30 protein-coding genes and 2 tRNA genes are annotated in these 25,973 nt (G+C 71.8%); 17 read left to right on the top strand and 15 right to left on the bottom strand.

All coding sequences use genetic code 11. The features are described from left to right. The first annotated feature begins 13 nt into the window (after positions 1-13). From HMPREF0063_RS11860 to HMPREF0063_RS11845, 5 genes are all read left to right on the top strand, one after another. Entirely contained in the window at positions 14-1,195 is a 1,182-nt protein-coding gene (locus HMPREF0063_RS11860; protein ID WP_007078923.1) for an acetoin utilization protein AcuC, read from the top strand. Between the two features lie 153 nt (positions 1,196-1,348). Further along, positions 1,349-1,534, top strand: coding sequence for a helix-turn-helix domain-containing protein (locus HMPREF0063_RS11855; protein WP_007078922.1), 186 nt, complete (start codon positions 1,349-1,351; stop codon positions 1,532-1,534). A gap of 87 nt (positions 1,535-1,621) precedes the next feature. Further along, positions 1,622-1,723, top strand: coding sequence for a 30S ribosomal protein bS22 (locus tag HMPREF0063_RS16300; RefSeq protein WP_012359487.1), 102 nt, complete (start codon positions 1,622-1,624; stop codon positions 1,721-1,723). 21 nt (positions 1,724-1,744) lie between these two features. Beyond that, complete coding sequence (locus tag HMPREF0063_RS11850) at positions 1,745-2,716, top strand: NAD-dependent epimerase/dehydratase family protein (RefSeq protein ID WP_007078920.1); 972 nt, start codon at positions 1,745-1,747, stop codon at positions 2,714-2,716. A 119-nt stretch (positions 2,717-2,835) separates the two neighbouring features. Beyond that, entirely contained in the window at positions 2,836-4,047 is a 1,212-nt protein-coding gene (locus HMPREF0063_RS11845) for a lysophospholipid acyltransferase family protein (protein WP_007078919.1), read from the top strand. 6 nt (positions 4,048-4,053) lie between these two features. On the opposite strand, the gene HMPREF0063_RS11840 is transcribed toward HMPREF0063_RS11845, so the two are convergent. From HMPREF0063_RS11840 to HMPREF0063_RS11830, 3 genes are all read right to left on the bottom strand, one after another. Further along, entirely contained in the window at positions 4,054-5,106 is a 1,053-nt protein-coding gene (locus HMPREF0063_RS11840) for a DUF5667 domain-containing protein (protein WP_007078918.1), read from the bottom strand. Positions 5,107-5,239: 133 nt separating this feature from the next. After that, entirely contained in the window at positions 5,240-5,938 is a 699-nt protein-coding gene (locus tag HMPREF0063_RS11835) for a sigma-70 family RNA polymerase sigma factor (RefSeq protein ID WP_007078917.1), read from the bottom strand. Positions 5,939-5,993: 55 nt separating this feature from the next. Further along, on the bottom strand, positions 5,994-6,875 hold the full coding sequence (locus tag HMPREF0063_RS11830; protein ID WP_007078916.1) for an HAD family hydrolase: 882 nt from the start codon (positions 6,873-6,875) through the stop codon (positions 5,994-5,996). A gap of 52 nt (positions 6,876-6,927) precedes the next feature. On the opposite strand from HMPREF0063_RS11830, the gene HMPREF0063_RS11825 reads away from it, so the two are divergent. Both HMPREF0063_RS11825 and HMPREF0063_RS11820 read left to right on the top strand, forming a co-directional pair. Continuing rightward, on the top strand, positions 6,928-8,493 hold the full coding sequence (locus HMPREF0063_RS11825) for a class I adenylate-forming enzyme family protein (RefSeq protein WP_007078915.1): 1,566 nt from the start codon (positions 6,928-6,930) through the stop codon (positions 8,491-8,493). Positions 8,494-8,506: 13 nt separating this feature from the next. Further along, a complete protein-coding gene (locus HMPREF0063_RS11820) occupies positions 8,507-8,764 on the top strand; it encodes a glutaredoxin family protein (protein WP_007078914.1) in 258 nt (85 codons plus the stop codon). A 166-nt stretch (positions 8,765-8,930) separates the two neighbouring features. Here HMPREF0063_RS11820 and HMPREF0063_RS11815 read toward each other — a convergent pair whose 3' ends face one another. Genes HMPREF0063_RS11815 through HMPREF0063_RS11805 form a run of 3 tightly spaced genes read right to left on the bottom strand, consistent with a single transcriptional unit; the run spans position 8,931 to position 11,358 of the window. Next, positions 8,931-9,761 carry an SCO6745 family protein gene (locus HMPREF0063_RS11815; protein WP_007078913.1) on the bottom strand — a complete coding sequence of 277 codons (831 nt, stop codon included), beginning with the start codon at positions 9,759-9,761 and terminating at the stop codon, positions 8,931-8,933. Between the two features lie 31 nt (positions 9,762-9,792). Continuing rightward, on the bottom strand, positions 9,793-10,560 hold the full coding sequence (locus HMPREF0063_RS11810) for a M15 family metallopeptidase (RefSeq protein WP_007078912.1): 768 nt from the start codon (positions 10,558-10,560) through the stop codon (positions 9,793-9,795). A gap of 18 nt (positions 10,561-10,578) precedes the next feature. Further along, complete coding sequence (locus HMPREF0063_RS11805; RefSeq protein ID WP_007078911.1) at positions 10,579-11,358, bottom strand: MBL fold metallo-hydrolase; 780 nt, start codon at positions 11,356-11,358, stop codon at positions 10,579-10,581. A 66-nt stretch (positions 11,359-11,424) separates the two neighbouring features. Here HMPREF0063_RS11805 and HMPREF0063_RS11800 point away from each other — a divergent pair, with 66 nt between their 5' ends. Beyond that, on the top strand, positions 11,425-11,964 hold the full coding sequence (locus tag HMPREF0063_RS11800) for a bifunctional adenosylcobinamide kinase/adenosylcobinamide-phosphate guanylyltransferase (protein ID WP_007078910.1): 540 nt from the start codon (positions 11,425-11,427) through the stop codon (positions 11,962-11,964). Between the two features lie 12 nt (positions 11,965-11,976). Here HMPREF0063_RS11800 and HMPREF0063_RS11795 read toward each other — a convergent pair whose 3' ends face one another. Continuing rightward, complete coding sequence (locus HMPREF0063_RS11795; protein ID WP_007078909.1) at positions 11,977-12,750, bottom strand: adenosylcobinamide-GDP ribazoletransferase; 774 nt, start codon at positions 12,748-12,750, stop codon at positions 11,977-11,979. A gap of 22 nt (positions 12,751-12,772) precedes the next feature. On the opposite strand from HMPREF0063_RS11795, the gene HMPREF0063_RS11790 reads away from it, so the two are divergent. Beyond that, entirely contained in the window at positions 12,773-13,126 is a 354-nt protein-coding gene (locus tag HMPREF0063_RS11790; protein WP_040320832.1) for a sterol carrier family protein, read from the top strand. On the opposite strand, the gene HMPREF0063_RS11785 is transcribed toward HMPREF0063_RS11790, so the two are convergent. Beyond that, the gene (locus tag HMPREF0063_RS11785; protein WP_007078907.1) at positions 13,113-14,429 is read right to left on the bottom strand and encodes a cytochrome P450; all 1,317 of its coding nucleotides are present in this window, start codon (positions 14,427-14,429) and stop codon (positions 13,113-13,115) included. The two genes, HMPREF0063_RS11790 and HMPREF0063_RS11785, sit on opposite strands and share 14 nt — an antisense overlap. Positions 14,430-14,432: 3 nt before the next feature. Continuing rightward, positions 14,433-14,882 carry an SRPBCC family protein gene (locus HMPREF0063_RS11780; protein ID WP_007078906.1) on the bottom strand — a complete coding sequence of 150 codons (450 nt, stop codon included), beginning with the start codon at positions 14,880-14,882 and terminating at the stop codon, positions 14,433-14,435. A 51-nt stretch (positions 14,883-14,933) separates the two neighbouring features. Between HMPREF0063_RS11780 and purF the strand changes: the two genes are divergently transcribed. From purF to HMPREF0063_RS16295, 3 genes are all read left to right on the top strand, one after another. Continuing rightward, entirely contained in the window at positions 14,934-16,418 is a 1,485-nt protein-coding gene (purF, locus tag HMPREF0063_RS11775) for an amidophosphoribosyltransferase (protein WP_007078905.1), read from the top strand. Beyond that, positions 16,415-17,482 (top strand): phosphoribosylformylglycinamidine cyclo-ligase, encoded by a 1,068-nt coding sequence (gene purM / locus HMPREF0063_RS11770; protein WP_007078904.1) that lies wholly within the window; start codon positions 16,415-16,417, stop codon positions 17,480-17,482. The genes purF and purM overlap by 4 nt, the downstream gene beginning before the upstream one ends. A gap of 100 nt (positions 17,483-17,582) precedes the next feature. Beyond that, positions 17,583-17,753: a DUF3073 domain-containing protein gene (locus HMPREF0063_RS16295; protein WP_007078903.1), complete on the top strand. Its 171-nt coding sequence runs from the start codon at positions 17,583-17,585 to the stop codon at positions 17,751-17,753. A gap of 12 nt (positions 17,754-17,765) precedes the next feature. Here the strand turns inward: HMPREF0063_RS16295 and HMPREF0063_RS11765 are convergent, their stop codons facing one another. Further along, positions 17,766-18,833 carry a Glu/Leu/Phe/Val dehydrogenase dimerization domain-containing protein gene (locus tag HMPREF0063_RS11765; RefSeq protein ID WP_007078902.1) on the bottom strand — a complete coding sequence of 356 codons (1,068 nt, stop codon included), beginning with the start codon at positions 18,831-18,833 and terminating at the stop codon, positions 17,766-17,768. Positions 18,834-19,015: 182 nt separating this feature from the next. On the opposite strand from HMPREF0063_RS11765, the gene HMPREF0063_RS11760 reads away from it, so the two are divergent. Beyond that, positions 19,016-19,372 (top strand): DUF2834 domain-containing protein, encoded by a 357-nt coding sequence (locus tag HMPREF0063_RS11760; protein ID WP_007078901.1) that lies wholly within the window; start codon positions 19,016-19,018, stop codon positions 19,370-19,372. On the opposite strand, the gene HMPREF0063_RS11755 is transcribed toward HMPREF0063_RS11760, so the two are convergent. Both HMPREF0063_RS11755 and HMPREF0063_RS11750 read right to left on the bottom strand, forming a co-directional pair. Continuing rightward, positions 19,361-20,167, bottom strand: coding sequence for an SDR family NAD(P)-dependent oxidoreductase (locus HMPREF0063_RS11755; RefSeq protein ID WP_007078900.1), 807 nt, complete (start codon positions 20,165-20,167; stop codon positions 19,361-19,363). The two genes, HMPREF0063_RS11760 and HMPREF0063_RS11755, sit on opposite strands and share 12 nt — an antisense overlap. Next, a complete protein-coding gene (locus HMPREF0063_RS11750; RefSeq protein ID WP_007078899.1) occupies positions 20,164-20,805 on the bottom strand; it encodes a TetR/AcrR family transcriptional regulator in 642 nt (213 codons plus the stop codon). The genes HMPREF0063_RS11755 and HMPREF0063_RS11750 overlap by 4 nt, the downstream gene beginning before the upstream one ends. Positions 20,806-20,872: 67 nt before the next feature. Here HMPREF0063_RS11750 and HMPREF0063_RS11745 point away from each other — a divergent pair, with 67 nt between their 5' ends. Continuing rightward, positions 20,873-21,742, top strand: coding sequence for a sterol desaturase family protein (locus HMPREF0063_RS11745; RefSeq protein ID WP_007078898.1), 870 nt, complete (start codon positions 20,873-20,875; stop codon positions 21,740-21,742). A gap of 3 nt (positions 21,743-21,745) precedes the next feature. Here HMPREF0063_RS11745 and HMPREF0063_RS11740 read toward each other — a convergent pair whose 3' ends face one another. The 3 genes from HMPREF0063_RS11740 to HMPREF0063_RS11730 all read right to left on the bottom strand — a co-directional run bounded on the left by HMPREF0063_RS11740 (position 21,746) and on the right by HMPREF0063_RS11730 (position 24,032). Beyond that, positions 21,746-23,461, bottom strand: a complete 1,716-nt coding sequence (locus HMPREF0063_RS11740; protein ID WP_007078897.1) for a DUF429 domain-containing protein — start codon at positions 23,459-23,461, stop codon at positions 21,746-21,748. A 243-nt stretch (positions 23,462-23,704) separates the two neighbouring features. Beyond that, positions 23,705-23,778, bottom strand: a tRNA-Phe gene (locus tag HMPREF0063_RS11735). 180 nt (positions 23,779-23,958) lie between these two features. Beyond that, a tRNA-Asp gene (locus tag HMPREF0063_RS11730) sits at positions 23,959-24,032 on the bottom strand. 166 nt (positions 24,033-24,198) lie between these two features. Here HMPREF0063_RS11730 and HMPREF0063_RS11725 point away from each other — a divergent pair. From HMPREF0063_RS11725 to HMPREF0063_RS11715, 3 genes are read left to right on the top strand one after another with little or no spacing between them, the layout of a single operon-like run. Further along, complete coding sequence (locus HMPREF0063_RS11725) at positions 24,199-24,738, top strand: cysteine dioxygenase (RefSeq protein ID WP_007078896.1); 540 nt, start codon at positions 24,199-24,201, stop codon at positions 24,736-24,738. Further along, positions 24,735-25,163 carry a rhodanese-like domain-containing protein gene (locus tag HMPREF0063_RS11720; RefSeq protein WP_007078895.1) on the top strand — a complete coding sequence of 143 codons (429 nt, stop codon included), beginning with the start codon at positions 24,735-24,737 and terminating at the stop codon, positions 25,161-25,163. Before HMPREF0063_RS11725 ends, HMPREF0063_RS11720 begins: the two co-directional genes overlap by 4 nt. Next, positions 25,160-25,972: an ABC transporter ATP-binding protein gene (locus tag HMPREF0063_RS11715; RefSeq protein ID WP_007078894.1), complete on the top strand. Its 813-nt coding sequence runs from the start codon at positions 25,160-25,162 to the stop codon at positions 25,970-25,972. The genes HMPREF0063_RS11720 and HMPREF0063_RS11715 overlap by 4 nt, the downstream gene beginning before the upstream one ends. Position 25,973: the final 1 nt, after the last annotated feature.

Here is a 25,973-nt window from a genome sequence, read left to right as displayed (position 1 = left end):
CTAGGCTCGGCCCATGGCGGGTCCCGACCGGGCGTGTGTCGTCTTCGACGAGCAGCTCACGAGCTACGACTTCGGAGCGAGCCACCCGATGGCCCCCGTGCGCGTCGACCTCACGATGCGCCTGGCTCGCGACCTGGGAGTCTTCGACCACCTGCCGGTCGTCGGTGCCGCGCCGGCCACGGAGGACGAGCTCGCCCTCGTGCACACCCCGTCGTACATCGAGCGGGTGCAGAAGCTCAGCGCCCATCCGGAGTACTCCGACGTCCCCCATGGACTCGGCACCGAGGACAACCCGGTGTTCGCCCGGATGCACGAGGCCAGCGCGCTGATCGCCGGTGCCAGCGTCGAGGCGGCCCGCCGGGTCTGGACGGGTGAGGTCGACCGGGCCGTCAACGTCAGCGGCGGTCTGCACCACGCGATGCCGGGCCGGGCCAGCGGGTTCTGCATCTACAACGACGTCGCCCTCGCGATCCGGTGGCTGCTCGACCACGGGGCCGAGCGGGTCGCCTACGTCGACGTCGACGCGCACCACGGCGACGGCGTCCAGGCGATGTTCTGGGACGACCCCCGCGTGCTCACGATCTCGGTGCACGAGGGACCGCAGACCCTCTTCCCCGGCACCGGGTACGCCACCGAGACCGGGGGCGAGGGCGCCGAGGGCACCGCCGTCAACGTGCCGCTGCCTCCGGGCACCTCCGACGCGGGCTGGTTGCGCGCGTTCCACGCCGTCGTGCCGCAGGTGCTGCGCGAGTTCGGCCCTGACATCCTGGTCACCCAGCACGGGTGCGACTCCCACATGGACGATCCGCTGACCAACCTGATGCTGAGCATCGACGGTCAGCGGGCGTCGTACCTGGTGCTGCGCGACCTGGCCGAGGAGCTCTGCGGAGGCAAGTGGGTCGCCACCGGTGGGGGCGGGTACGCCGTCATGGACGTCGTCCCACGCGCCTGGGCCCACCTGCTCGCGATCGTCTCCGGCCACCCGTTGAGTCCTGACACCCCGGTCCCCGACCGGTGGCGGGTCCACGTCGGCGACCTCGCGGGCCTCGCCGCACCGCTGCGGATGACCGACGGACGGCAGCCGGGCTACCGCGCCTGGGAGCAGGGTTTCGACCCGGCCAGCTGGTTGGACCGGTCGATCAACGCAGCCCGCCAGGCGGTCTTTCCGCTGGTGGGGATCGATCCGACCTACTGATCGCAGGGGTTCGGGACCACTGCCGAGCACAATTCGGACAACTGCTGTACCCGGGCGGCCCGCAGCCACTAGTGTCGTCGCAAGCACGCGCGCTACCTCTCCGGTGGGGAAGCCGGAGAGCGCGCGTGCCCTTGACTGAGAGGCGGGCCCCAGATGGCTCCCGGAGCGGTGTTCCTCACGGTCGCGGAGGTCGCGGAGCAGATGCGCGTGTCCAAGATGACCGTCTACCGGCTGGTCCATGCCGGCGATCTCGAGGCCGTGCGTGTGGGTCGGTCGTTCCGTGTGCCGGCCCAGGCGGTCGCCGATTTCATCGAGAAGTCCTTCTACGAGGCGGGCTGAGGTCCGTCCTGCGGCCCAGTGGTGTCCGAGCCTCGATGACCGCGTAGGCTGAACCGTCATCGTCACACCGTCGTCCTAGGGAGAACCGTGGGTTCGGTCATCAAGAAGCGTCGCAAGCGCATGTCGAAGAAGAAGCACCGCAAGATGCTCAAGCGCACGCGCGTGCAGCGCCGCAAGCTCGGCAAGTAGTTCCTCGGACCGGGGCTGAGCATGGGCAAGGTGGTCCTCGTCACCGGCGTCTCGAGCGCGTTCGCGTCCCGAGCCGCACGGCGGTTGGCCGATGAGCCCGGCATCGACAAGGTCGTCGGTGTCGACACCGTGCTTCCCGCCGGCGACCTCACGGGCGTCAAGTTCGTCCGGGCCGACATCCGCACGCCCGTCATCGGCAAGGTGCTGGCCGTCGAGGACGTCGACACCGTCGTCCACCTCGACCTGAGCCCGTCGACCCGGGGCCGGGCTGCCGGCAAGGAGCTCAACGTCATCGGCACCATGCAGGTGCTGGCGGCCTGCCAGCGCTCGTCGGTCGTCCGCAAGTTCGTGCTGGGCTCCTCCAGCGCCGTCTACGGCTCCTCGCCGCGCGACCCGGCCATGTTCCTGGAGTCCACGGCAGCCCGCGCCGGCGTCAAGGTGGGCTTTCCCAAGGACGCCGTCGAGGTCGAGTCCTACGTGCGGGGATTCGCCCGCCGACGACCCGACGTCATCATCACCACGTTGCGGTCGGCGCAGATCCTCGACGCCGAGATCCGCTCCCCCCTGGGTGACTACTTCCGCAACCCGGTCCTGCCGGCCGCGCTGGGCTACGACCCGCGCCTGCAGTTCACCCACCTCGAGGACGCCCTCACGGTGGTGGTGCAGGCGGTGCGCGGCGACCGCCCCGGCACCTTCAACGTCGCGGGTGACGGTGTGCTGCTGCTCTCGCAGGCGGCCCGTCGCCTCGGCAAGCCGATCATCCCGCTGCCGCCGTTCGGATTCGCCACCGGTGCCCGCCAGGTCATCCGTGCTGTCGGGTCCAGCATCTCGCCGGACCTGCACCGGCTGCTGATGTACGGCCGGGCCCTCGACACCACCGCGCTGCGGGAGATCTTCGGCTACGAGCCCACCTACACCACCGAGCAGGTGTTCGACCAGTACCGCCGAGCGATTCGACCCGGGATCCTCGCGCCGATCGGAGGCCGGTCATGAGCGACGATTCCCGTAGCCAGATCGGTTCCCGCGGGACGGCGGGCCGGGGGAGCCGAGGCTCGAGCCCGTCGTCCGCGGCACGTTCCCTGGCCGGCGGTGCCGGGGCACGCAAACCTCCGGTGAAGGCCAAGAAGCCTGTCACCGACAAGCCTGTCACCGACAAGGCTGCTGACAAGCCCGCCGCCGGACCGGCCGCGCAGAAGCCGGCGAAGCCCGCTGCGACCAAGCGGGCTCGTCCCGGTGCTTCGGGGCCTTCGGCCCCCAAGCGTCTGACCACGGGTCCCAGCGCCTCGGCCCGCTCGACCGCGCGTGCCCAGGAGGGCGCGTCGGCGCCCCGCCTGCGGGCCGTCACGGCCGACGACGCCGCTGCTGCCGCCGCGGCTGCGGCGGAGGAGGCGGCCCGGCGGACCCGCACGGCCGGCTCGACCCCCACGGCCGCCGGCATCCCCTTGGACGACCTCGCCGCCGCACTGGTCCACGGGGTGCAGCGAGTCCTGGGGTCGGAGTGGGACACCCGGCTCGCGTCGCTGCTGGCGGCGATCCGTCGCCGGCTCGGTGGCGACTACGAGGTCGACGAGTTCGGGTTCGACCCGCAGATCGTCGACGTGCTGATCCACGCGATCGAGCCGCTCGCGGAGAGCTGGTTCCGTCTGGAGGTCCGTGGTGTCGAGAACATCCCGGCCACCGGGGGCGCGCTGCTCGTGGCGAACCACTCCGGCACCGTGCCGATCGACGGCATCATCACCGCCTACGCGGTCCGCAAGTACGCCGGCCGTGACCTGCGGCCGCTGGGGGCCGACCTCGTCTTCGCGCTGCCGTTCGTGAGCCAGATGGCCCGCAAGTTCGGGGCGACCCTCGCCTGCTCGGAGGACGCGGAGCGACTGCTCACCGGCGGCGAGCTGGCCGGGGTGTGGCCCGAGGGCTTCAAGGGCATCGGCAAGTCGTTCGCCGAGCGGTACAAGCTGCAGCGTTTCGGCCGTGGCGGGTTCGTCTCGTCGGCCATGCGCGCCCAGGTCCCGATCGTGCCGGTGTCGATCGTCGGTGCCGAGGAGATCTACCCGCTCATCGGCAACGTGCCGTCGCTCGCGCGGTTCCTGGGGCTGCCGTACCTGCCCATCACCCCGTTCTTCCCGCTGCTCGGTCCGCTCGGACTCGTCCCCCTGCCGAGCAAGTGGATCATCGAGTTCGGTGAGCCCATCCGCACCGACGCCTACGAGCCCGAGGCGGCGGACGACCCGATGCTGCTGTTCAACGTCACCGACCAGGTGCGCGAGACGATCCAGCAGACGCTCTACTCCCTGCTCGTGGACCGCGGCAACGCGTTCTTCTGAGCCGGCTCAGCTGCGGCCGAGCAACCCGCCCAGCAGGCCGGGCACGAGGCCTTCCTGCGTGTCGTCACCCAGGAGCGACCCGAGCAGTGGCGTGACCACCGGCACCTCCGGCAGGTCGGCGATCGGTGACGGCGACGGTGCGGGCCGGCTCGGCGACGGTACGGGGGCCGCAGCCGTGGGGGAGGGACCGGGTCGCGGGGCGACCGAGACCTCCGCGGGCGGGTCGTCGAGGACCGGCACCGGGGTCGGCAGCGGTGACGACGTGGAGGGGTTCGCGGCGGTCGGGGCGCTGACGACGACCATGTCGCTCAGCTCGCCGTCGGCGCAGGTGGCACAGAGGTCCCGTGCCTGCGCGGCGAGGTCGGTGATGGTCAGGGCGGTGAGCTCCAGGGCGGACTCGTTGCCGGGGCCGGCGACGCGGATGATGTCGGCGAGCACGGCGGAGGACTCCTCGGTGAAGGCGGCCACGCTGCGGATCGAGTCGCCGTCGCCACTGGACTCGAAGTCGTCGAACAGTCGCTCCGATCCGTCGACGGCGTCGGAGCGGAACTCCTTGAGGCTGGTGGTGAACGCGGTTCCGCCGCCCTCGACCTCGGCGAGACGGGCCGCCTCGGCGAGTCGCTCGCCGGCCTGCGAGAGCTGGAGCTCGCCGCGGGACGTCTCGGTGCGCTGGAGCGCCATCTCGACGTTCTCGACGCCGCGCTTGACCGCGTAGAGCATGTCGCCGGGCACGGCCTGCGCGCTCGAGGCGACCAGACCGACGCCACCGACGGCGACGATGGCCGCGGCGCTGACCCGGGCGACCCGACGCCGGAAACCGGGAGCCGCGGGCGCGACGGCCCGACGCGGCACTGCGGCGCGCGGCTCCAGGGCCGTGGCTGCCTCGGTCATGAGGCGGTCGCGCAGCGAGCTGCGGAAGTCGTCGGAGGGCCCGTGCTGGGCGGCGGTGGCGCAGAGGTGCTCGGCGTGCCGGACGAGGTGACGCAGCTCGGCATCGGCGACGTGACGACCGCGCAGGGCGGACTCGAAGGCGTCGGCGTCGGCATCGCGGCGGATCATCGCACCTGCTCCTGTCCTGCTCGGTCCTGCACGGGATGACCGCTCGTCGTCCGACCGGTCACCTGTTCAACGAAGAGGAGACGGTCGAGGTTACGACTCATGACGCGGCTCACGAGGTCGGATCGGCGGGCGGTCATCGGACGTCCCCCGAGATGTTCTTCGCCAGGCTGCGCACGGCCCGCAGCTGGAGCTGCTTGACGGCGCCCTCGCTGCGGCCGAGAGCCGCGGCCGTCTGCGCGATCGACAGACCTTGGATGAACCGCATCAGCACGCAGTCGCGCTGTTCTGCGGGAAGCAGGTTGACGGCCTCGAACAGCATCTCGTTGGAGACCAGCGACAGCACCTCGTCCTCGGGGCTGGCGACGGTCTGCTTGGACTCGGGGACCGAGTCGGAGACGATCTCCAGCCGCGAACGACTCGACTTGTAGTGGTCGGCGATGAGGTTGCGGGCGATCGTCGTGAGCCACGCCCCGAAGTCCTTGCCCTGCCAGCTGAAGCGCTGGACCGCCCGCAGACCACGGACGAAGGTCTCGCTGGTGAGGTCCTCGGCGAGCTGGGTGGAGCCCACGCGGTAGTAGACGAACCGGTAGATGCCGGAGACGTAGTGGTCGTACAGCTGGCCGAACGCCTCGGTGTCGCCCTGGGTGGCCAGGTCGACCAGGGCGCGCAGCCGCAGCCCCTCGGCGTCGAGCTCGGGCTCGTCGTACGTCGGCCCGCTGGCGCGGCCGGAGGAGGGTCCGGCATCGGCCAGGGCCATGAGCAGGAAGCGGTCGTCAGCACCCGCGCCGGCCAAGGCCACCGCGTGCCGCAGTCCTCCCAGAATCTCCCTCATGACCCTCCCAGATCACCGCCAGTCTAGGCGGTGATCCGACGCTTGTCGCCGGTTCTCACGAACTCCATCGAGATCGACCGCGCCGCGCGACCTGCCAGGCGACCCCGACCGCCCCTGCCGCCGCGGCGGTCTTCGCCCCCGCGAGGGCGACCCGGCGGCCGGTGCGGTAGTCGCGGATCTCCCAGCCGCGCGCCTTGGCGTGGGCGCGGAGCACCGCATCGGGATTGACGGCCACCGGATGTCCCACCAGCGACAGCATCGGCAGGTCGTTGCTGGAGTCGGAGTACGCCGAGCAGCGTTCGAGGTCCAGACCTTCTCGTTCGGCGATCGCCCGCACGGCCACGGCCTTGCCCTCGCCGTGCAGCATCTCGCCGACGAGCCGGCCCGTGTACACGCCGTCGACGTGCTCGGGGACGGTGCCGAGCGCGCCGGTGAGCCCGAGCCGGCGAGCGATGACGCGGGCGATCTCGACCGGAGCGGCGGTGACCAGCCAGACCCGTTCTCCGCGGTCGAGGTGGGTCTGGGCGATCGCCCGCGTGCCGGGCCAGATCTTGTGGGCCATGTGCTCGTCGAAGATCTCCTCGCCGATCATCTCCAGCTCGTCGACCCGGTGGCCCTGGATGAAGGCGAGGCCGGACGACTGCGCCTCCTGGATGTGGGCGGGATCCTCCACCCCGGCGAAGCGGAAGTAGAACTGCTTCCAGGCCGCGCCCGCGATGTCGCGGGCGCTGAAGAAGTCGCGCCGGTACAGGCCGCGGGCCAGGTGGAAGATCGACGCGCCCTGCATGATGGTGTTGTCGACGTCGAAGAACGCGGCGGCGGTCGGGTCGTGCTCGGGGGTGAGGGCCCGCTCGACCTCGGCGGCGGCTGCGGCTGCCTGCCCGGCCAGGACCGAGCGCGACTGCAGGTTGCGGCGTTCCGGCATTTCGCGGGGCATGGGGGGAGGCTACCGCGCCCACCCGGGTGGTCCGCTGTGGTTGACTCGTACCGTGACCGTGAATGTCAGCGAGGACCTCCGGGCAGCAGCAGTTCGGGATCCCGGCGGCATCGCGCTGGTCGAGCACCGGGGGGGCCGGCGCGAGATGTCCTGGGCCGACCTGGACCGTGCGGCCGACGCCGTCGCGCGCAGTCTCAGCGGGCGGGGCCTGCGGGCCGGCCAGCGGGTCGCGCTGGTCATGGCGAACCGGATCGACCTCGCCGTCGCCTACTACGGGATCCTGCGCGGCGGCATGGTGGCCGTGCCGGTGAACCCCCGGTCCACCGCCCGCGAGATGGGCCGCATGTTCGGCGATGCCGGGGTGCGGCTCGTCCTCGCCGACGCGGCGGCCATCGGGGCGGTGCGCGAGGCGTGCGCCGACGCGTCCGACGTGTCGGTCGTGGTTGCCGACACCGATCCGGACGGCGACGAGGTGGCCTTCGACGCGTTCCTCGACGCCGCGGTCGAGTCCGACCCGGTGGCGCCGGTCGACCCGGAGTCGTTGGCCCTGATCCTCTACACCTCAGGGACCAGTGGCAAGCCGCGCGGCGCGATGCTCACCCACCGCGCCCTGGTCGCCAACGTCGACCAGGTCGCACCGCTCGACCTGGTCCGAAGCGACGACGTGTGCCTCGGGCTGCTGCCGATGTTCCACATCTACGGGCTGAACTGCGTGCTCGGCCAGGCGGTGCGCCAGGGCGCCCGCCTCGTGATGGTCGACGGGTTCGACCCCGCCGGTCTGCTGACGCTGATCGCCGAGGAGCAGGTCACCAACCTCCCCCTGGCGCCGCCCGTGGTGGCGGCCTGGGCCGGTCGGGACGACCTGGCGGACGCCCTCGCGGGGGTACGGGTCGTCATCTCGGGAGCGTCGGCCCTCGACCCCGACCTGGCGGACTCGTTCCGTGAGTCGTCCGGTCACGCGATCGAGCAGGGCTACGGCCTGACCGAGACCGCGCCCGTCATCGCGGTCACGGTCGGTGCGGCCCGGGAGGCCGACGGGGGACCCAAGCCCGGTTCGGTCGGACGGGTCCTGCCGGGCATCGAGATCCGCATCGTGGAACCCGGCACCGACGAGCCCCGCGACGCCGTGCCCGGCGACCCGGCCGAGATCTGGGTCCGGGGCGACAACGTGTTCTCGGGCTACTGGCCCGACGGCGAGGAGGGGCCGCGCGACGACGGCTGGTACCCCACCGGCGATGTCGGCTTCCTGGACGACGACGGCGACCTGACCCTCGTCGACCGGCTGCGAGAGCTGGTCATCGTGTCCGGCTTCAACGTGTACCCGCGGGAGGTCGAGGACGTCATCGCCGAGGCGCACGGTGTGGCCCAGGTGGCGGTCGTGGGCCTGCCCCACGAGGAGACCGGCGAGGCGGTCGTCGCCTTCGTGGTGGCGTTGGACGGCGTCGACGAGGCGACGGTGACCGAATCCGTCGAGGCGGTGTGCCGGACCCGGCTGGCCCGCTTCAAGCAGCCCACCCGCGTCGTGGTCGTCGACGGCCTGCCGTACTCGGCCACCGGCAAGGTCGCCAAGGGTCGGCTGCGGGCGTTGGCCCGGGGCGAGGCCCTGGGCCTGGCCTGATGGGGGAGCGCCGATGACGGTTCCCCACGCCGACGTGGCCCGGGTGGTCGTGTTCACCCGCGCGGGGTGCCACCTGTGCGAGGTGGCCGAGCAGGCCGTGGCTGCGGTCGTCGCCGAGACCGGCGACGACTGGCAGGCGGTCGACGTCGACGGCGAGCCGGAGCTCGTCCGTGCCTTCAGCGAGCAGGTGCCGGTGATCTTCGTCGACGGCCGGCAGCACGACTTCTGGCGGGTCGACCCGGTGCGCCTGCGCGCCGCGCTCTCCGGCTGACCACCCGACCCACCCGACGGCCCATCTCCCCTCCGCGCTGGGAGTGACGATTCTGCCCCTGATGCGCGGTTCTGAGGGCGGAAACGTCACTCCCAGCGGGAAGGTGGCAGCGGGAAGGCGGGGCCCGAACGCGGGAGGTGGGGAGAGCGGGGCGGGCGGGGTCAGGTCACGGGGCGGGGACGCCGGTCGGGTTCGGGTAGGCGATCGCCCCGCCGTCGACCAGCAGCTGGGCGATCGCGGTCAGCTCGGGGGTCACGGCGTAGGCGCGGGCGGTCGCCTCCTGGTCCAGACCGGCCCCGCAGGCGCGGTCGGTGGCGTCCTCGATGCGGCCCCGCGCCGCACGACCCGTGGCGTTGACGACGCTGCCCTCGGTCCAGCCGAACTGCTCGAGGCGCCCGAACGCGGCGATCCACTCGTCCTCGGTCCATCCGCGCACCTCCCACTGGTTCCTCGGCACGAGCCCGGCCGCCACGGCCAACGCGTTGGCGGACGCTCCGTCGAGGCCCGCGGAGACGAGCACGGCCACGTGGCAGTCACCGCGGTACTCCCGCAGCACGGTGGCGGCGTGCCACAACCGGCCGACCGGATCGGCGGGTACGGGCACCGTCCGGTGCGCCGCGGCCAGGGTCTTGCCCCCCAGGTCCAGCTGGCCGGCGAGGCGGCCGAGGGTGTCGGCCGTGCGCGCCACCTCGCGCGATCCGATGGCGCGGGTGATCGCGGTGCGGGCCAGGTCCAGGCGGGTCGCGAGCACCTCGTCGCGGGAAGCCATCGACCACGCGTCCGGCAGCGCCCGCGCGATCAGTCGGGGAGCGAACCCGTGGAACAGCGCCGTGACCACCTCGGGATGAGGGGTCCCCAGGGCCGCCGACCTGGAGGCGGCGTACCCCATCCAGTAACCCTTGAGCCCGATGGCCTGGTAGACGTCCTTCGCCTCCGGAGCGAAGTACACCGTGGAGTGGATCGCCTCGACGCTGCGCCAGAACTCAGGGGTCGTCATGCCGGCGAGCCTACGACCGCCGCCGACCCGGTCAGCCGTTCGGGCTGGTCCAGGGCGCCGACGGGTAGCCGGTGTCGAAGTGCATGTAGTCGGGCACGTCGATGTTCTGCCAGATCCAACCCTCGTCCTCGAACAGGGCGACCTCCGGCCCGCCGGGCAGGATCTTGCCGGGACCCGGGGTCCGCTCGGCGTGGGTGTCGCGCGGTGACCAGCAGCGACAGCGCAGGTCCATCCACGGGTTGAGGTCGGGGTTGATGTCGATCGCCCGGCCGTTGGCGTGCGGCGACTCCAGCACCGGGGCGTTGATCTGGTCCGGGCGCCGGCAGTTGTAGGCCGAGGTGTTGTTGGCCTGCAGGCTTGCGAGGGTGTCACCGCCGTAGGTCTCGACCGGCTCCATCCGCTCGATCGGGAACCCGGCGTCGAAGAGCGAGGTGAAGATGCGGGAGAGGCTGGCCATCACGTCGCGGTGCGCCACGAGCGTGCCGCGCTGCACCTCGCCGGCGAGGTCGACGTGGTGGACGGTGAGGACCCGCAGGTCGTCGCGGCCGACCGGGCACCCCTCGCGCCACGCGCCCGTGGCGACGATGCGGTCCCACTGCTCGTCGGGGATCTCCGAGACCACCGGGTCGGCGGTCGTGGGCGTGACGGGCGTGGTCGGGGCTGGGGCCGGGGCCGGGGCGACCGTCGTGGTCGGGGGCGGCTGCGGGCTCGCCGGCGCGGGGTCCGGTCCGCCCGAGCACGCGGTCACGAGGACCAGTGCGGCGAGCGGGACCAGCAGGGACCACCGCGGTGTCGACATCGATGTCGACGCTACCCGTCAGGTGGTGGGGAACACTCGCTGATCGTGGGCATTCACGACCGTCACGCCCGGCTGGGCGCCCAGCCGGGCGAGGGTCGCGTGGTTGCCCGCGATCCGCCGGCGATCGATGGCGAGCACCTTCTCGACGACCCGCAGCAGCCCGATCGACGGCAGGGGCTCGCCGGTGTCGGCGTGTGCGGCACCGTGCACGCTGGCGTCGAACGAGGCGTCGCCCGCGTGCACGATCAGACCGTCCTCGGCGTCCACCGCCACGGCCGCGTGACCGCGGGTGTGACCGGGCATCGGGACCAGCGTGATGCCGGGCAGCACCTCGTGACCGGTCAGCCCGTCGCGCCACGCGTCGCCCGGCCCTGCGTGGGTCTGCACGTCGGTGCTGCCCGACCACTGCACGGACTGGTACCGGCTGCGCTCGGCCAGCTTGGTGTCGATCGTCGCCGCCGACCACTCGTCGGCGGTGGTGTGCAGCCGGGCCGACGGGAAGTCCGCGACCCCGCCGACGTGGTCGATGTCGAGGTGGGTCAGCACGATGTCGGTGACGTCGTCGGTGGAGAATCCGGCGGCCTCCACGGCACCCCGGGCCGTGTAGGCGGTGTCGCGGTCGGGCCGCAGCATCAGACGCGCGATGCCGAGCCGCTTCGGGTCGGCGAGGTCGGCATGGCTGAAGCCGGCGTCGACGAGCACCAGGCCGGTGGGGTGCTCGCAGAGCAGGACGTGGCTGATCATCCGGGGCACGAGGGGCGCGTGCATCAGGCCGGCGACGAGGTGGTGGACGCGCATGCCCTGATGGTAGGGGGTGCGGGTGCCCTACGCTGCTGGAACGACGATCGTGGGACGGACCATGGGGTGGTCAGGGTGAAGGTGCTGGTGACCGGCGGTGTGCGCTCCGGGAAGTCCTTCCACGCCGAGGCGTTGCTCCTGGCGGAGCCGGTGGTCACCTACGTCGCACCGGGACCGGCCGCCGACGCCGTGGACGACCCGGACTGGGCGGCCCGCGTGTCCGCCCATCGTCGCCGCCGGCCGGAGCACTGGCTGACCGTGGAGACGCACGACCTCGTCGCCGCCCTCGACGGCGCCGAGGGTGCCGTGCTGATCGACTGCCTCGGGACCTGGGTCACCGCACAGCTCGACGAGCTCGACGCGTGGGACGCGCTGCTGGAGGACTGGGAGCCGGTCTTCCGGGCTCGTCTCGACGCGACGGCCGAGGCGCTGGCCGCGTTCCGCGGCACGGCCGTGGTGGTCACCAACGAGGTCGGCATGGGAGTCGTCCCCGCTCATCGTTCGGGCCGGGTCTTCCGCGACCTGCTCGGCACGGCCAACCAGCGGATCGCGACCGAGTGCGACCAGGTGCTGCTGGTCGTGGCGGGACGCACTATCACCCTCTGAGGGCGTGCCCGGTCAGGTCAGGGCCAGCAGGAGGACGGCGAGACCCACCTCGATCCCCGCCCCGAGCACGTCGCCGCTGATGCCGCCGATCCGCCGCACGCACCGCCGGACCAGGACGGCCACGGCGGCCACGGCCGCGACCAGCGCGACCGGTCCCCTCCACCAGTCCAGTCCGGCAGCCGCTGCGGCGGCTCCGAGGACCGATGCCGCCGCGACGACCAGGGCGACGGCGACGGGCCGCGGCACCGAACCGGCGACGGTCGCCCCGAGACCCTCCGGACGCGCTGCGGGGATGCCGGCCGTGCAGACGACCGCCACCGTCGCGCGGGACGCGACGACGGCTGTCCCGGCGAGCCACCACCCGTGGGTCGTGCCGACCAGCGACGCCAGCGCACCCACCTGCACGGCGAGCACGACGACGATCGCCACGACCCCGGCGGGGCCCACGTCGCCGGTACGCATCACGGCCAGGGCCCGCTCGCGGTCGTACGACGCGGTGAGTCCGTCGGCGGTGTCGGCCAACCCGTCCAGGTGCAGGGCGCGGCTCCCGAGCGCGAGCGCGCCCACCGCCGCCGCGGCCACCCCCACGGGGGCCAGTCCTGCCTCGCGGCCGGCCCACAGCAGCGCAGCCACGGCGACCCCCAGCGGCAGCACCGCGAGCGGTGCCAGCACCAGCCCGAGCCCCACGACGTCCCGGTCGATCCGGGACGGCGCCCGCACCGACCACGCGGTCAGCGTGCCCACCGCGAACCGCCAGCCGTCCGCGGTGCGCGAACGGGAGCTCATGGACCTTTCCTACCCTGTCCCCATGGCCCGACGCCCCACGCCCCTTCCCGCCGCCGAGTTCGCGGCGGTCTGCGCGCGCCTCGACGCCGGGTCGACCGACCGCCACGACCTCCGGGCGGCGACCCTGCACCTCATGGCGGTCCTGGTCGAGCGCGCGCCGGGCCACAGCGTGGAGGTCCGGGTGCCGCCCTACGCCGCCGTGCAGTGCATTCCCGGGGCCAGCCACACCCGCGGGACCCCTCCGGCCGTCGTCGAGATGGACGCCGCCACGTGGATAGCGCTCGGGCGGGGGTCGCTCGCGTGGGCCAACGCCACGGTGCACGCCTCGGGGGAGCGGTCCGACCTGTCGGCCTGGCTCCCGCTCAGCGAGGGGTGAGGGTCAGCGGGGCCCGGTCACCGGGGACGTTGGTGATGTTGCGGAGCAGGTTGGGCGCCGGCCGGTCGGCGTGCACGGTGTGACGCAGCAGCACCTCGCGCAGGACCACGGTCCCCTCCATGAGGCTGAAGGCCGCGCCGAGGCACCGCCGGGCACCGCCGCCGAAGGGGATCCAGGTGTTCGGGGCGACCTCCCCGGCCGTGAACCGCTCGGGCCGGAACAGGTGGGCGTCGGCGAAGCTCTGCTCTCGGCTGTGGGACAACATGATCGACGGGGTGACGGTGACGCCCCGGGGCAGTCGGCGCCCGCCCACGACCTGCTCGCTCTGCAGGGTCCGCGCCACGAAGTCGATGACGGGGTGCAGTCGCATCGCCTCCTTGAGGCAGGCCTCGAGGTACGCGTCGTCGCCCTCGTCGGCCGCCGCGGTGGCCAGGGCGTGCCGCTCCGGGTCACGGCCGAGCTCGTGCAGGGTCCAGGACAGTGCCGAGGCGGTGGTCTCGTGGCCGGCCAGCAGGAGGGTTACGAGCTGGTCGCGCAGCTCGGTGTCGGTGAGGGGTGCGGTGTCGTCGCCGCCGACCCGCAGCAGGCGCGACAGCACGTCGTCACGGACGTCGAGGTCGGTGGCCGCCCGACGCTCGCGGATCTCGGCGTACAGCAGTTCGTCGACCGCCGCCTGGTTGCGGAAGTAGCCCCGCCACGGCGGGACCGCGGCCAGCCGGGGGTACGACCAGGCCAGCAGCATCTTGGCGTCGATGTCGACCATGCGGTTGACCATCGGACGCAGGGCGTCGAGCCGGGCGGGGTCGGTGACCCCGAAGACGACCCGCAGGATGATCTCGAGGGTGATGGCGTTCATGCGGTCGAGGGTCACCAAGGTGCGTGAGGCGTCCCACGAGTCGACCTCGGCCTTCGCGACCGCCTCGACCAGCGGCACGTAGCCACGCATCGGTGCACCGGAGAAGGCCGGCATGAGCAGCTTGCGGGCGCGCTGGTGCGCGGCGTCGTCGACGAGCAGCACGGAGTTCTCGCCCATGACGGGTCCGAGGATCGCGTTGCCCTCACCGGCGTGGAACTGCGCCGGGTCGGCCGCGAAGATCTCCTTCACGTCGGCCGGGTCGCTGAACACCACGAAGGTGCGGGGACCCGGCATGATCTGCAGGCTGAAGGTGTCGCCGTACTGCTCGTGCAGCCGGGGGATGAGCTCCTTGCGGTCGCGCATGAACCGCCACGTGGTGCGCCAGACCGACCCGCGGGGGCCGGCAGGGATGCCCGGGAGCTCGTCCGTCGTCCCGGTGGGGTCCACCGCTCAGCCCTCGACGACCTCGGCGAGCCGCTGCAGGGTGCGCTCCATGCCGATCTGGTTCTTGCGCGGGATCGAGGTCTTCAGCAGCTGCTTGCGCTGCTTGTCCTGGCGGGCGTCCCAGGTCTCGCGCACGATCGTTCCGCCGTCGGTGGGCTCCAGCTCGTACCGCCAGATCCGTCCGCCGACGAGGCCGAACATCCCGGTCGTCTTCCAGGCGATGCGGCGGTCGGGCTCGAACTCCACGACGGTGTTCTTGGTCGAGTACGGCAGACCCTGCTTCATCGACATGCCGAACTGGCTGCCCAGCTCCAGGGGCTGCGAGCCGCCCTTGGTGCCGCGGACGGTCCCGGACCCGTCGATCTCGCTGTGGCGTGCCGCGTCGGCGACGATCGCGAAGATCGTGGCGGCCGGAGCGGCGATGGTGCGTTCTACCGTGACCTGGTCAGGATGCATGGACCCATCCGACCGTCATCGGGACCTGAGCGCAACCCCTACACTGGGGGCGTGCCTCGCGGAGACGGTCGCCTGACCCACGACATCGACCCCCAGGATGCCGGACCCCAGGACGCCTGTGGTGTCTTCGGCGTCTGGGCCCCCGGCGAGGAGGTCGCGAAGCTGACCTACTTCGGCCTGTACGCCCTGCAGCACCGCGGCCAGGAGTCGGCGGGCATCGCGGTCAGCAACGGTCGACAGATCCTGGTCTACAAGGACATGGGGCTGGTCAGCCAGGTCTTCGACGAGTCCACCCTGGCGTCCTTGAAGGGCGAGATCGCCATCGGCCACGCGCGGTACTCCACCACGGGGGCCAGCGTCTGGCAGAACGCCCAGCCGACGTTCCGTCCCACCGCCACGGGCTCGGTCGCCCTGGCCCACAACGGCAACCTGACGAACACCGCCGACCTCGTGAAGGTCGTCGAGGAGCGTGAGGGCACCGGCAAGCGTGGCGCCGAGATCGCGACCAGCGACACCGCCGTCATGGCGACGCTGCTCTCGTCGTTCCCCGACCGGTCGGTCGAGGAGGCCGCGCTGGAGGTGCTGCCGCAGCTGCGGGGCGCGTTCTCGCTCGTCTTCATGGACGAGGGCACCCTGTACGCCGCCCGCGACCCGCAGGGCATCCGGCCCCTGGTCCTCGGTCGCCTCGAGCGCGGCTGGGTGATCGCCAGCGAGACCGCGGCGCTGGACATCGTCGGCGCGTCCTACATCCGTGAGATCGAGCCGGGCGAGTTCGTCGCCGTCGACGCCGAGGGCCTGCGCAGTGAGCGGTTCGCGCCCGCGGCACCCAAGGGCTGCATCTTCGAGTACGTCTACCTCGCTCGACCCGACACCACCATCGCCGACCAGCGGGTGTTCACCGTGCGCCAGGAGATCGGCCGTCGGCTGGCCCGCGAGTCGCCCGTCGACGCCGACCTGGTCATCCCGGTACCGGAGTCAGGCACCCCGGCGGCCATCGGCTACGCGGCCGAGAGCGGCATCCCGTTCGGCCACGGACTGGTCAAGAACTCCTACGTCGGACGCACCTTCATCCAGCCGTCGCAGACCATCCGGCAGCTCGGCATCCGCCTCAAGCTCAACCCGCTGCGTGACGTGATCGCCGGTCAGCGGCTGGTCGTCGTCGACGACTCGATCGTCCGCGGCAACACCCAGCGCGCCCTCGTACGGATGCTGCGCGAGTTCGGTGCCGCCGAGGTGCACGTGCGGATCTCCAGCCCGCCGGTCAAGTGGCCGTGCTTCTACGGCATCGACTTCGCCTCCCGCGCCGAGCTGATCGCCAACGGCATCAACGTCGACGAGATCTGCCGCTCGATCGGTGCCGACTCCTTGGCGTACGTGACCCTCGACCAGCTGGTCGAGGCGACCAACGTGCCGAAGGACAACCTCTGCCGGGCCTGCTTCGACGGCATCTACCCCGTCCCGCTGCCCGAGGACGACCTGATCGGCAAGCACCTGCTGGAGGCGCCGGCCCACCCCGAGCTGAAGGTGGTCCCGTGACCGGTCCGATCGACTACGCCGCGACCGGCGTCTCGGTCGCCGAGGGCGACCGCGCCGTCGAGCTGATGAAGCAGTGGGTCGACCAGGCGCGTCGGCCCGAGGTCGTCGGTGGCATCGGCGGGTTCGCGGGTCTGTTCGACGCATCGGCCCTCAAGGCCTACCGACGCCCGCTCCTGGCGACCTCGGCCGACGGTGTCGGGACGAAGGTCCAGATCGCCCAGCGCATGGACCGCCACGACACGATCGGCTTCGACCTCGTCGGGATGCTCGTGGACGACCTGGTCGTGTGCGGTGCGGAACCGTTGTTCATGACCGACTACATCGCGTGCGGCAAGGTCGTGCCCGAGCGCATCGCCGCGATCGTCAAGGGCATCGCCGCAGCGTGCGTCGAGTCCGGCACCGCGCTGCTCGGCGGCGAGACCGCGGAGCACCCGGGCCTGCTCGCTCCCGACGAGTACGACATGGCGGGATCGACCACCGGCGTGGTCGAGGCGGACGCGTTGCTCGGGGCCGAGCTCGTGCGACCCGGCGACGTCGTGGTCGCGATGGCCTCCTCGGGCCTGCACTCCAACGGCTACTCGCTGGTGAGGCACGTGTTCTTCGCCCCGCCGGACGCCGGCGGCGCGGGCTGGTCGCTGGACCGCGAGGTGGCCGAGCTCGGCGGGACACTCGGCGACACCCTGCTCACCCCGACGCGGCTGTACACCAAGCCGTGCCTCGCGCTGGCCGCGGCCGGAGGCGTGCACGCCATGTCGCACATCACCGGCGGGGGTCTGGCGGCGAACCTCGCCAGGGTGCTGCCACCGACCGTCTCGGTGCGGATCGACCGCGGCAGCTGGACCCCGCCGGCCATCTTCGGACTCGTCGCCGAGGTCGGCCGGGTCGAGCAGACCGCTCTCGACGAGGCCCTCAACATGGGCGTCGGCATGGTGGCCCTGGTGGCACCGGACGCTGCTGACGCCGCGGTCCGCCTGTTGGCCGAGCACGGCATCGAGGCCTGGATCGCCGGGGACGTGGCGGCCGCGGGCGTGCACGGCGAGGCCGGCACCGTCACCCTCACCTGAGACGCACGGGGCCGCTACCGGGGGGTAGGCGAGCCGTCCTCAGGGTTCTTCTGTAGGCTGGCTGCACGACATACTGACTACGTTGCGAGGGGGTCGACCCATGGGGCGCGGCCGTGCGAAAGCCAAGCAGACCAAAGTTGCGCGTGAGTTGAAGTACCGCACACCTGATACGGACTTCTCCACCCTGCAGCGAGAACTCCACGGGGAGTCGGGCGACCCGATCCCTGAACAGTACGTCGACCTCGACCGTGAGGACCCGGCCGCCAGCTGACGGCCGCCCCGGTCAGCGGGTCGGCAGCCAGACCTGTCCGAGTCGTCCGATCTCGCGCATGCGCTGCTCGGCCTGCCGGTCGGCGGCGTCCGCGGTGGTGGTGCCGTCGCTCGCGGCTCGTTCGAGCACGGCCAGCGTCGTGTCGAAGATGCCCGTGGCGCGTCGCTTCGCCCGGTCGAAGTCGAAGCCGTCGAGCTCGTCGGCCACCTGGATGACCCCTCCGGCGTTGACGCAGTAGTCCGGCGCGTAGGTGATGCCGGCCTCGTCGAGGAGCTTGGCGACCCCGGGGTGCGCCAGCTGGTTGTTGGCGCCGCCGCAGACGATGCCGGCCGAGAGCGTCTGCACGACGGCGTCGGTGAGCGCGCCGCCCAGCGCGCAGGGGGCGTAGACGTCGAGCGGCTCGGCCAGGAGCGCCTCCGTCGACGCGACGGACCGGACGTCCGACGACAGGGAGAGGACGTGGCTCACGGCCGCGTCGACGGGGTCGGTGACGACGACCCGGGCGTCCTCCTCGACCAGGTGGCTGACCAGGTGCCGCCCGACCTTGCCGACCCCGGCGACACCGACGGTGCGCCCGGCGAGCGACGGGGAGCCCCAGCGGTGCTGCGCCGCGGCCCGCATGCCCTGGTAGACGCCGAAGGCGGTGAGCACCGAGGAGTCGCCGGCCCCGCCGTGCTCGACGGTCCGCCCCGTGACGTACGAGGTCTCGCGGGCGATCACGTCCATGTCGGGGCTGAACGTGCCGACGTCACAGGCCGTGTAGTACCGGCCTGCCAGCGACTCGACGAACCTGCCGTAGGCCCGCAACAGGGCCTCGGACTTGTCGGTGCGGGGGTCGCCGATGATGACGGCCTTGCCGCCGCCGAGGTCCAGGCCGGCGAGCGCGTTCTTGTAGGCCATGCCGTGACTGAGGTTCAGCACGTCGGCGAGCGCGTCGGCCTCCGAGGCGTAGGGGTGGAAGCGGGTGCCGCCGAGCCCCGGGCCGAGGGCCGTGGAGTACAGGCCGATGATGGCGCGGAGGCCGCTGGCGGGGTCGTGGCAGAAGACGACCTGCTCGTGCGGATGGCTGAAGACGGTCACGGTGGTGCTCTCTTCTCTCGTGGTGGTGGCCGCGCGGTGGTGGGCACGGTCCTCGTCGGCCGCAGGGTGGTGGGCCTGTCGTCGATCGTACGCCCCAGAAGTGCTCCCAGATCAACCTTTGCCGCCGCAGGAACGGTTGATGTGGGAGCACTTCTGGGTTGGGTTCGGACTACGGTGGCCGCATGGAAGCACGCAGCGACACCCTCGACCGGACTGCTCGACTCCTCCTCGCCGCGGTGGCGGTCGGGTTCACCGTCGCCTTCGTGGTGATCGTGGTGCCGGCGCTCGTCGACGACGGCTGGGACGTGTGGGGCGGCGCCCTGGACGGGTTCGTGAACCCCTACGCGTCGGGGTACTCGACCGACGTCCTGTTCACGTACGCGGCCCTGGCGATCTGGGTGGTCCGTGACGCCGTCGTGCTCAAGGTCCGCCGCGGATGGATCGCGCTGCTGCTCGGGGTCGTCCCCGGCGTGGCCGTGGGTCTGGCGGTCTACCTCATCCTGCGACAGGGGCAGGTGCGGGAGACCTCAGTCGGCTGACCGCACCCGGCGGGCGAGCCGCTTGTCCATGCGGCGGATGCCCGGGGTGACGACACGGGTCACCAGACCCGGCACGGCTGCCATGCCGATCTCGGCCGCGGTGCCGCTCAGGCTGCTGACGCGCGTCGGCCGGTCGAGGCTGGCCTTCACGAGCCACCCGCCGGCCCGGCGGGCGGACATCATCGGCATGGCGGCGTAGATGTCGGTGGCGCCCGACATGCGGGTGCGCACCATCGGGAAGTTCACGACGGTCGTGGTGATGCCCCGATGCGCGTTCTCGGCCGCGAGCGATCGTGCGAACGACTCCAGTGCCGCCTTGCTGCCGAGGTAGGCCGAGAACAGTGGCACGGGCACCTGGGTCGACATCGTCGAGCTCATCACCACGTGGCCGTGGCCCTGCTCCAGGAAGCGCGGGAGCAGGCCGAGGGTGAGGCGGACCGCGCCGAGATAGTTGACGGCCATCGTGCGCTCGTAGTCGTGGGCGCGATCGACCGAGCTGGCGACGCTGCGCCGGATCGACCGGCCGGCGTTGTTGACCAGCACGTCGATGCGCGGGTGGTCGGACAGCAGGCGGGCCACGACCTCGGAGGTCTCGTCCGGGTCGGTCAGGTCGACGGGGTAGGTGTGGGCGGTGCCGCCGCCGGCGACGATCTCGGCCCACACCGCCTCGAGCTCGTCGGCCCGACGGGCCAGCAGGCAGACCGTGGCGCCGCGGGCGGCCAGCTGACGGGCGGCCTCGGCCCCGATCCCGCTCGACGACCCGGTGAGCACGACCGTCAGGTCCGCGGCCCTCATGCGAGCTGGCCTCGGGCGGCGTCGGAGAACAACGCCCGGACGAGGCGCACGCACCGGTCGAGCATCGCATCGGCGGACTCGCCGGGATGGTCGACCCACCAGCCCATCAACGAGTCGACGATGCCCAGCCAGGTCGCGGTCATCGCGGAGATGTCGAGCGGATCGGTGTTGCCGCTCAACCCCAGCAGCTCGGTGACGCCCTCGTGGGCGAGCGCTGCGATGCGGTCGGTGTGGTCGGCCACCGTCTCGGCGACCGCGCCCGTGGTCGGGGCCGTGGGGTCGTGCAGCAGTCGCCACAGGTACGGCTGCGGCTCCAGGATGGTGAACATGCCGGCGAGGGTGCGCAGGCCCCGTTCGAGCCCGACCGCGTCGCCGCGGGCGATCCGCTCGATCTCCCCGCCGAGCACCGTGCCGGCGTGGTCGAGGCACGCGGCGTACAGGCACTCCTTGGAGCCGAAGTAGTTGTAGATCAGCGGCTTGGAGATGCCGGCGCGGTCGGCCACGGCCTGGATGTTGGTGCCGGCGAAGCCGGCGGAACCGAACTCCTCGGTGGCGACCCGGAGGATCTGGGTCTCGCGCTCCAGCCGCGGGACACCCTTCGTGCCGGCGTTCGGTCTGGCATGTGCGACGGCGACCATGGCTGCACTCTAGCGCAGGATGTGAACTCGTGGTAACTTACTACGAAGTCATATAGCCGGAGGTGCCATGAACGACCTGCTCGATCCGCTGAAGAATCCCGTCACCTGGGCGGCACCGTTCTTCCTGCTGACGATCCTCATCGAGCTGGCAGCGTTGAAGTGGCTCGACCACGACGACAACGTCACCGGGTACGCCCTCAAGGACGCCCGGACGTCGATCTCGATGGGGATCGGTTCGGTCTTCTTCCTCACGGTGTTCAAGGTGCTGTCGTTCTTCGGCTTCGTGGCGGTGTTCAGCTACCTCGCGCTGTGGGAGCTGCCGACCGACACCTGGTGGTACTGGGTGGTGCTGTTCCTCGGCCTCGACCTGGGCTACTACTTCCACCACCGGTTCAGTCACCGGGTGCGCATCGGCTGGGCCGGCCACCAGGCCCACCACTCCAGCGAGTACATGAACTTCGGCACCGCCCTGCGGCAGAAGTGGAACCCGTGGTTCGAGTTCTTCTTCTGGCTGCCGCTGCCGCTTCTGGGCTTCGCCCCGTGGACGCTCTACGTGGCCTTCGGCTTCAACCTCATCTACCAGTTCTTCGTGCACACCGAGCTGGTCGACCGGCTCCCGCGCCCGGTCGAGCTGGTGATGAACACGCCGTCGCACCACCGGGTCCACCACGGGAGCGATCCGGAGTACCTCGACAAGAACTACGCGGGCATCTTCATCATCTGGGACCGGATCTTCGGCACCTTCGCCGCGGAGAAGCAGCGACCCACGTACGGCCTCACGTACAAGGTCGACACCTACAACCTGATGCGGCTGCAGTACGGCGAGTACGTGCGGATCGCCCGTGACGTCCGCGGGGCGAAGAGCCTGCGCACCAAGCTCGGCTACGTCTTCGGGCCGCCCGGCTGGCAGCCCCAGGAGGTCCCGCAGAAGGTCTGAGGGTCAGTCGGTCGGCGAGGTGCGCAGCTTCGCCAGCCGCGACTCCAGCGCCTCCTGCCGGTGCGCGTTGCCGGTCAGCTGCAGGTACCGCTGACCGAAGATCGCGAGCAGGGCGTCGTCGAGGCGACGGACCGCGCCGGGCGGGTACTGGTACTCCATGCGGCCGGTGATGATCTCGCTGTCGACCGACGACAGCAGTCCGCCCAGCTCGTCCAGCGACGTGACGCCCAGCTCGAGCAGCAGCCCGGAGACCCAGGCGTAGTGGTCGGTGCGTGACCAGCCGGCGTCGGTGAACCGGCCCGCGAGGAAGCTGGCGAGCTCCTGGGGGCTGATGCGGGGGTCGCCGGCGTCCATCTCGGGCCGCTGGTCCCGCATCCACCCGTGCAGCCGTGACCGGATCGTCGAGAACTCCCGGTCGGCGAGCTCCAGCAGGCCGGCCGCCAGGGTGAAGCGACGGTCGAAGTCCGAGGCGTGCTCGGCGGGGATCGTGCCCTTGTAGCGGATGTCGTGCTCGAACTCGGCCCAGGCGTGCTGCAGCACCGTGCGCACCTGGACCTGGGCGGGTCGCAGGTCGCCGGCCGCGACGAGCAGGTGCCGGCTGGCGTAGCCGAACCGTCCCTCGCCGGCGGTCTCGCGCCCCATGTCGCGGTCCTCGAGGACCGACATCTCCTCGGCGAGCAGCTCCGCGACGGCGGCCACGTCGCTCTGGACGTAGGTGATGACGCGGATGCCGATCTGGTCGGTGATCTCGGTGAGCGGCCGGGTGAAGACGCGTCGGCCACCCGCGGTGCGTGCCGCCTTCGTGGCGAACGACGCCACGCTCTTGGCCCGACCGCTCACGGTCAGGTAGTCGATGCCGGCCTCGTCGAGGAGCCCGATGACGGACCGGGTGTAGTGGGCGGTCAGGTCGACGAGCGCGGGGTGTTCCTCGGCGTACCGCTGGACCGCACGGCTGACCGGCTGCTGCCGGGCCCGCGGGGCGGGGGTGTGGTCGGCGGGCAGCGTCGGCGTGACGATGTAGCCGGTGTCGGCGTCGCCGTAGGTCGTGACCGCGCCGGGGTCCTGCGCGGCGACCATCGCCACGTAGGCGCACACCACCGCGTCGACCTGGTCCTCGGCGGTGCGCAGCTCGCTCTTGCGTCCGGCCGACGTCACGGCCTCGACGAGCGCGTGCCAGTCCGGGTGGTCGAGGTGGAGCGCCGGCCGCGCGTCGGCCAGGCCGTCCAGCAGCTGGGTGAGCCGCAGCAGCTGCGCGCGCATGCCGTCCAGCGTGCGGCCCGGCTTGTTCTTGTAGGCCAGGATCCGGCCGAGCCGGAACAGGGCGACGGTGGCGGGGTGCGGGTACACCTCGATCGCCCGCCGCCGGGACGTCGATGCCGGGTGGATGTCGAGGCCGAGCGCCTCGGCGAGGCGGGCGCCGCGAGGGGTGTCGGCGAACTCGGGCTTGCCGCGGTTGACCGGGTGGGCGCCGGCGTCGAAGCGGGCGAAGTCGGCGTTGAGGCCGCGCTCCGCGGGCCGGTTGCCGGTGTCGTTGGTGACGATGAGGGGCGCGTCGACCGCCACCAGGCAGTCGCCCTCGACCCACGGCCGGACCGCCTCGAGGATGTCGGCGTCGCGCCGCTGTGACGACAGGTGCACGAGCCGGCCGGCCGGGTCGAGCACCGCGACCCCGGTGGGCTTCTTCTCGCCCCAGGCGAGATCGATGCCGACGAGGTGCATGCGGCCAACCTAGCGGGGGAGCGCCGGCGCTTCGGGCAGGCGGACGGCCCGAGCCCACGAAAAAAGCGGGCCCGCTCGTACCTCGCGGACCCGTGTTCCCGTGGCCAGGGCCGGGGTCGACTCCCCCGAGCACTCCGCTGCGCTCCGTGCAGGGGGGACCCCCAGGCGACCTCGCCGGTTCTCCCGCCGGCCCGAGCCCACGAAAAAACGGGCCCGCTCGTACCTCGCGGACCCGTGTTCCCGTGGCCAGGGCCGGGGTCGAACCGGCGACCTACCGCTTTTCAGGCGGTCGCTCGTACCAACTGAGCTACCTGGCCGTGCTCGCGTGGCGAGCGACGACCACCTTATCCCACGCACCCGGACCCCCGCGATGTGGGGAGTTCGTGGTCGTTCGGCCTCGCGAGACGAACATCTTCTGCACATTTCGTGGGGAGGGGAGGGCGAGACGACGAGAGGGCCCACGCCTGGTGGCGTGGACCCTCTCGTTGCTTGCTCTGCGACCCCGACGGGACTCGAACCCGCGACCTCCGCCGTGACAGGGCGGCGCGCTAACCAACTGCGCCACGGGGCCTCATGCGTGCTCCCGGCCCTCGGGCCGAACAGCGAACGCAACTCTAACCTACGGTCCGGCCGGTCCACCAATCACCCCGGGGTACCAGAGCCGGCCGCCCGTCGGCCACGGTCTCAGGTGGCGGGATGGCCCCGGAACGCCGGTCGGGCGGGTGTGTGATGCCGTCATGTCCGCGCATCCCGCTCCCGCCAGGAAGTCCGCTGCCACGCCGCTGAGCCTGGCAGAGCTCGTCGGTCTCACGACCGCCGTCGCGGCCGATGTCCGGGCCGGCCTGTATGCCGTCGAGGCCGACGTCGACCATCGCTGGCACGTCCGGCTGCACCGTGACGCCCAGGTCGACATCTGGCTGATCAGCTGGACCACGGAGCAGGGCACCCAGCTGCACGACCACGGGGGGTCGGCCGGAGCCTTCACCGTCGTCGAGGGTGCACTGACCGAGTCGGTGTGGACCGGGGTCGGAGAGCTGCACGACAACGAGCGATCGACCGGCGAGACGGTCCGGTTCGGGGAGCACTACGTGCACGACGTCCGCAACACGGCGGCTGCGACCGCGGTCAGCGTGCACGCCTACTCGACCCCGTTGGAGCGGATGAACTTCTACGACGTCGCCGGCGGACGCTTGGAGCGGCTGGCCTCCGTGTGGACCGACGACCCCGAGGCGCCGGCGCCGGAGTCGGTCCGCGATCGTCTGCGGGAGGCTTCGTGACCTTCGGGAGTGTCGACGAGCTCCTCGCCCACGCCCGGGCCCAGCTCGACCGCCTCACGCCGGCGGAGGCTGCCGCTCGGGTGGACGCGGGAGCGCTGCTGGTGGACATCCGGCCGGCGTGGCAACGTGCCGAGGACGGGGAGGTGCCCGGGTCATGGGTGGTCGAGCGCAACCATCTGGAGTGGCGACTGCACCCCGGATCAGGCGCCGCACTGCCCCACGCGACGGCCGAGCAGGAGTGGATCGTCCTGTGCACCGAGGGGTACACGTCGTCCCTGGCGGCGGCCTCCCTGGTGTCGATCGGTCTGCGGGCGACCGACGTCGACGGCGGGATCCGCGCATGGACCCGTGCCGGCCTCCCGATTGCCCGCAGCGTCTCGAGCGTGAACACTGTGGTGTCATCCGCGACGTCAGGAGACGCATGATCGAGTACCGCACCGTCGGCAAGACCTTCCCCGGCGGCACGGTGGCCGTCGGCGAGTTCTCCCTGACCCTGCCGTCGCACTCGACCACCGTGTTCGTCGGTTCGTCGGGCTGCGGCAAGACGACCCTGTTGCGCATGGTGAACCGGATGGTCGAGCCGAGCGCCGGCCAGGTGCTCATCGACGACGTCGACATCGCGACCCGCAATCCGGTCGAGCTCCGGCGCAGCATCGGCTACGTCATGCAGCACGCGGGCCTGCTCCCGCACCGCACCGTGCTGGACAACGTGGGCACGGTCCCGCGCCTGAACGGGGCGAGTCGGGCCGAGACCCGGCGCCGGTCGCTGGAGGTCCTCGAGACCGTGGGTCTGGACCCGCAGCTGGCCGACCGGTACCCACGGCAGCTCTCCGGCGGTCAGCAGCAGCGGGTCGGCGTGGCCAGGGGGCTGGTGAGCGACCCGAACATCCTGCTGATGGACGAGCCGTTCGGAGCGGTGGACCCGATCGTGCGCGTCGAGCTGCAGAACGAGCTGCTGCGGCTGCAGCGCGAGCTGGGCAAGACCATCGTCTTCGTGACCCACGACGTCGACGAGGCCCTGCTGCTCGGCGACCAGGTCGTCATCCTCTCCACGGGCGGCGAGGTCGCCCAGGTCGGGTCGCCGGCCGAGCTGCTCGCGAACCCGGCGAGCGAGTTCGTGCGCACGTTCCTGGGCCTGGACAAGGCCGAGCGGACGCTGCGCGTGGAGGAGACCGACGGCCGGCGGATCGTGGTCGACGGCAACGGACGCGCCACCGGCGTGCTGGACGGCTGAG

Origin of the sequence: Aeromicrobium marinum DSM 15272 (assembly GCF_000160775.2) — a bacterium.
GTDB classification, from domain to species: domain Bacteria; phylum Actinomycetota; class Actinomycetes; order Propionibacteriales; family Nocardioidaceae; genus Aeromicrobium; species Aeromicrobium marinum.
This window is presented reverse-complemented; position numbering and strand designations above follow the sequence as displayed.

Bases quoted from the DNA above. Each gene is read 5' to 3' on its own strand.
- HMPREF0063_RS11715 (WP_007078894.1), top strand. From the start codon at position 25,160: ATGATCGAGTACCGCACCGTCGGCAAGACCTTCCCCGGCGGCACGGTG.
- HMPREF0063_RS11795 (WP_007078909.1), bottom strand. From the start codon at position 12,750: ATGAGCTCCCGTTCGCGCACCGCGGACGGCTGGCGGTTCGCGGTGGGC.
- HMPREF0063_RS11840 (WP_007078918.1), bottom strand. From the start codon at position 5,106: ATGATCCGCCGCGATGCCGACGCCGACGCCTTCGAGTCCGCCCTGCGC.
- HMPREF0063_RS11830 (WP_007078916.1), bottom strand. From the start codon at position 6,875: ATGCCCCGCGAAATGCCGGAACGCCGCAACCTGCAGTCGCGCTCGGTC.
- HMPREF0063_RS11745 (WP_007078898.1), top strand. From the start codon at position 20,873: ATGAACGACCTGCTCGATCCGCTGAAGAATCCCGTCACCTGGGCGGCA.
- HMPREF0063_RS16295 (WP_007078903.1), top strand. From the start codon at position 17,583: ATGGGGCGCGGCCGTGCGAAAGCCAAGCAGACCAAAGTTGCGCGTGAG.
- HMPREF0063_RS11855 (WP_007078922.1), top strand. From the start codon at position 1,349: ATGGCTCCCGGAGCGGTGTTCCTCACGGTCGCGGAGGTCGCGGAGCAG.
- HMPREF0063_RS11835 (WP_007078917.1), bottom strand. From the start codon at position 5,938: ATGAGGGAGATTCTGGGAGGACTGCGGCACGCGGTGGCCTTGGCCGGC.
- HMPREF0063_RS11780 (WP_007078906.1), bottom strand. From the start codon at position 14,882: ATGCATCCTGACCAGGTCACGGTAGAACGCACCATCGCCGCTCCGGCC.
- HMPREF0063_RS11860 (WP_007078923.1), top strand. From the start codon at position 14: ATGGCGGGTCCCGACCGGGCGTGTGTCGTCTTCGACGAGCAGCTCACG.
- HMPREF0063_RS11805 (WP_007078911.1), bottom strand. From the start codon at position 11,358: ATGCGCGTCCACCACCTCGTCGCCGGCCTGATGCACGCGCCCCTCGTG.
- HMPREF0063_RS11755 (WP_007078900.1), bottom strand. From the start codon at position 20,167: ATGAGGGCCGCGGACCTGACGGTCGTGCTCACCGGGTCGTCGAGCGGG.
- HMPREF0063_RS11850 (WP_007078920.1), top strand. From the start codon at position 1,745: ATGGGCAAGGTGGTCCTCGTCACCGGCGTCTCGAGCGCGTTCGCGTCC.
- HMPREF0063_RS11820 (WP_007078914.1), top strand. From the start codon at position 8,507: ATGACGGTTCCCCACGCCGACGTGGCCCGGGTGGTCGTGTTCACCCGC.
- HMPREF0063_RS11725 (WP_007078896.1), top strand. From the start codon at position 24,199: ATGTCCGCGCATCCCGCTCCCGCCAGGAAGTCCGCTGCCACGCCGCTG.
- HMPREF0063_RS11750 (WP_007078899.1), bottom strand. From the start codon at position 20,805: ATGGTCGCCGTCGCACATGCCAGACCGAACGCCGGCACGAAGGGTGTC.
- HMPREF0063_RS11790 (WP_040320832.1), top strand. From the start codon at position 12,773: ATGGCCCGACGCCCCACGCCCCTTCCCGCCGCCGAGTTCGCGGCGGTC.
- HMPREF0063_RS11815 (WP_007078913.1), bottom strand. From the start codon at position 9,761: ATGACGACCCCTGAGTTCTGGCGCAGCGTCGAGGCGATCCACTCCACG.
- HMPREF0063_RS11740 (WP_007078897.1), bottom strand. From the start codon at position 23,461: ATGCACCTCGTCGGCATCGATCTCGCCTGGGGCGAGAAGAAGCCCACC.
- HMPREF0063_RS11810 (WP_007078912.1), bottom strand. From the start codon at position 10,560: ATGTCGACACCGCGGTGGTCCCTGCTGGTCCCGCTCGCCGCACTGGTC.
- HMPREF0063_RS11760 (WP_007078901.1), top strand. From the start codon at position 19,016: ATGGAAGCACGCAGCGACACCCTCGACCGGACTGCTCGACTCCTCCTC.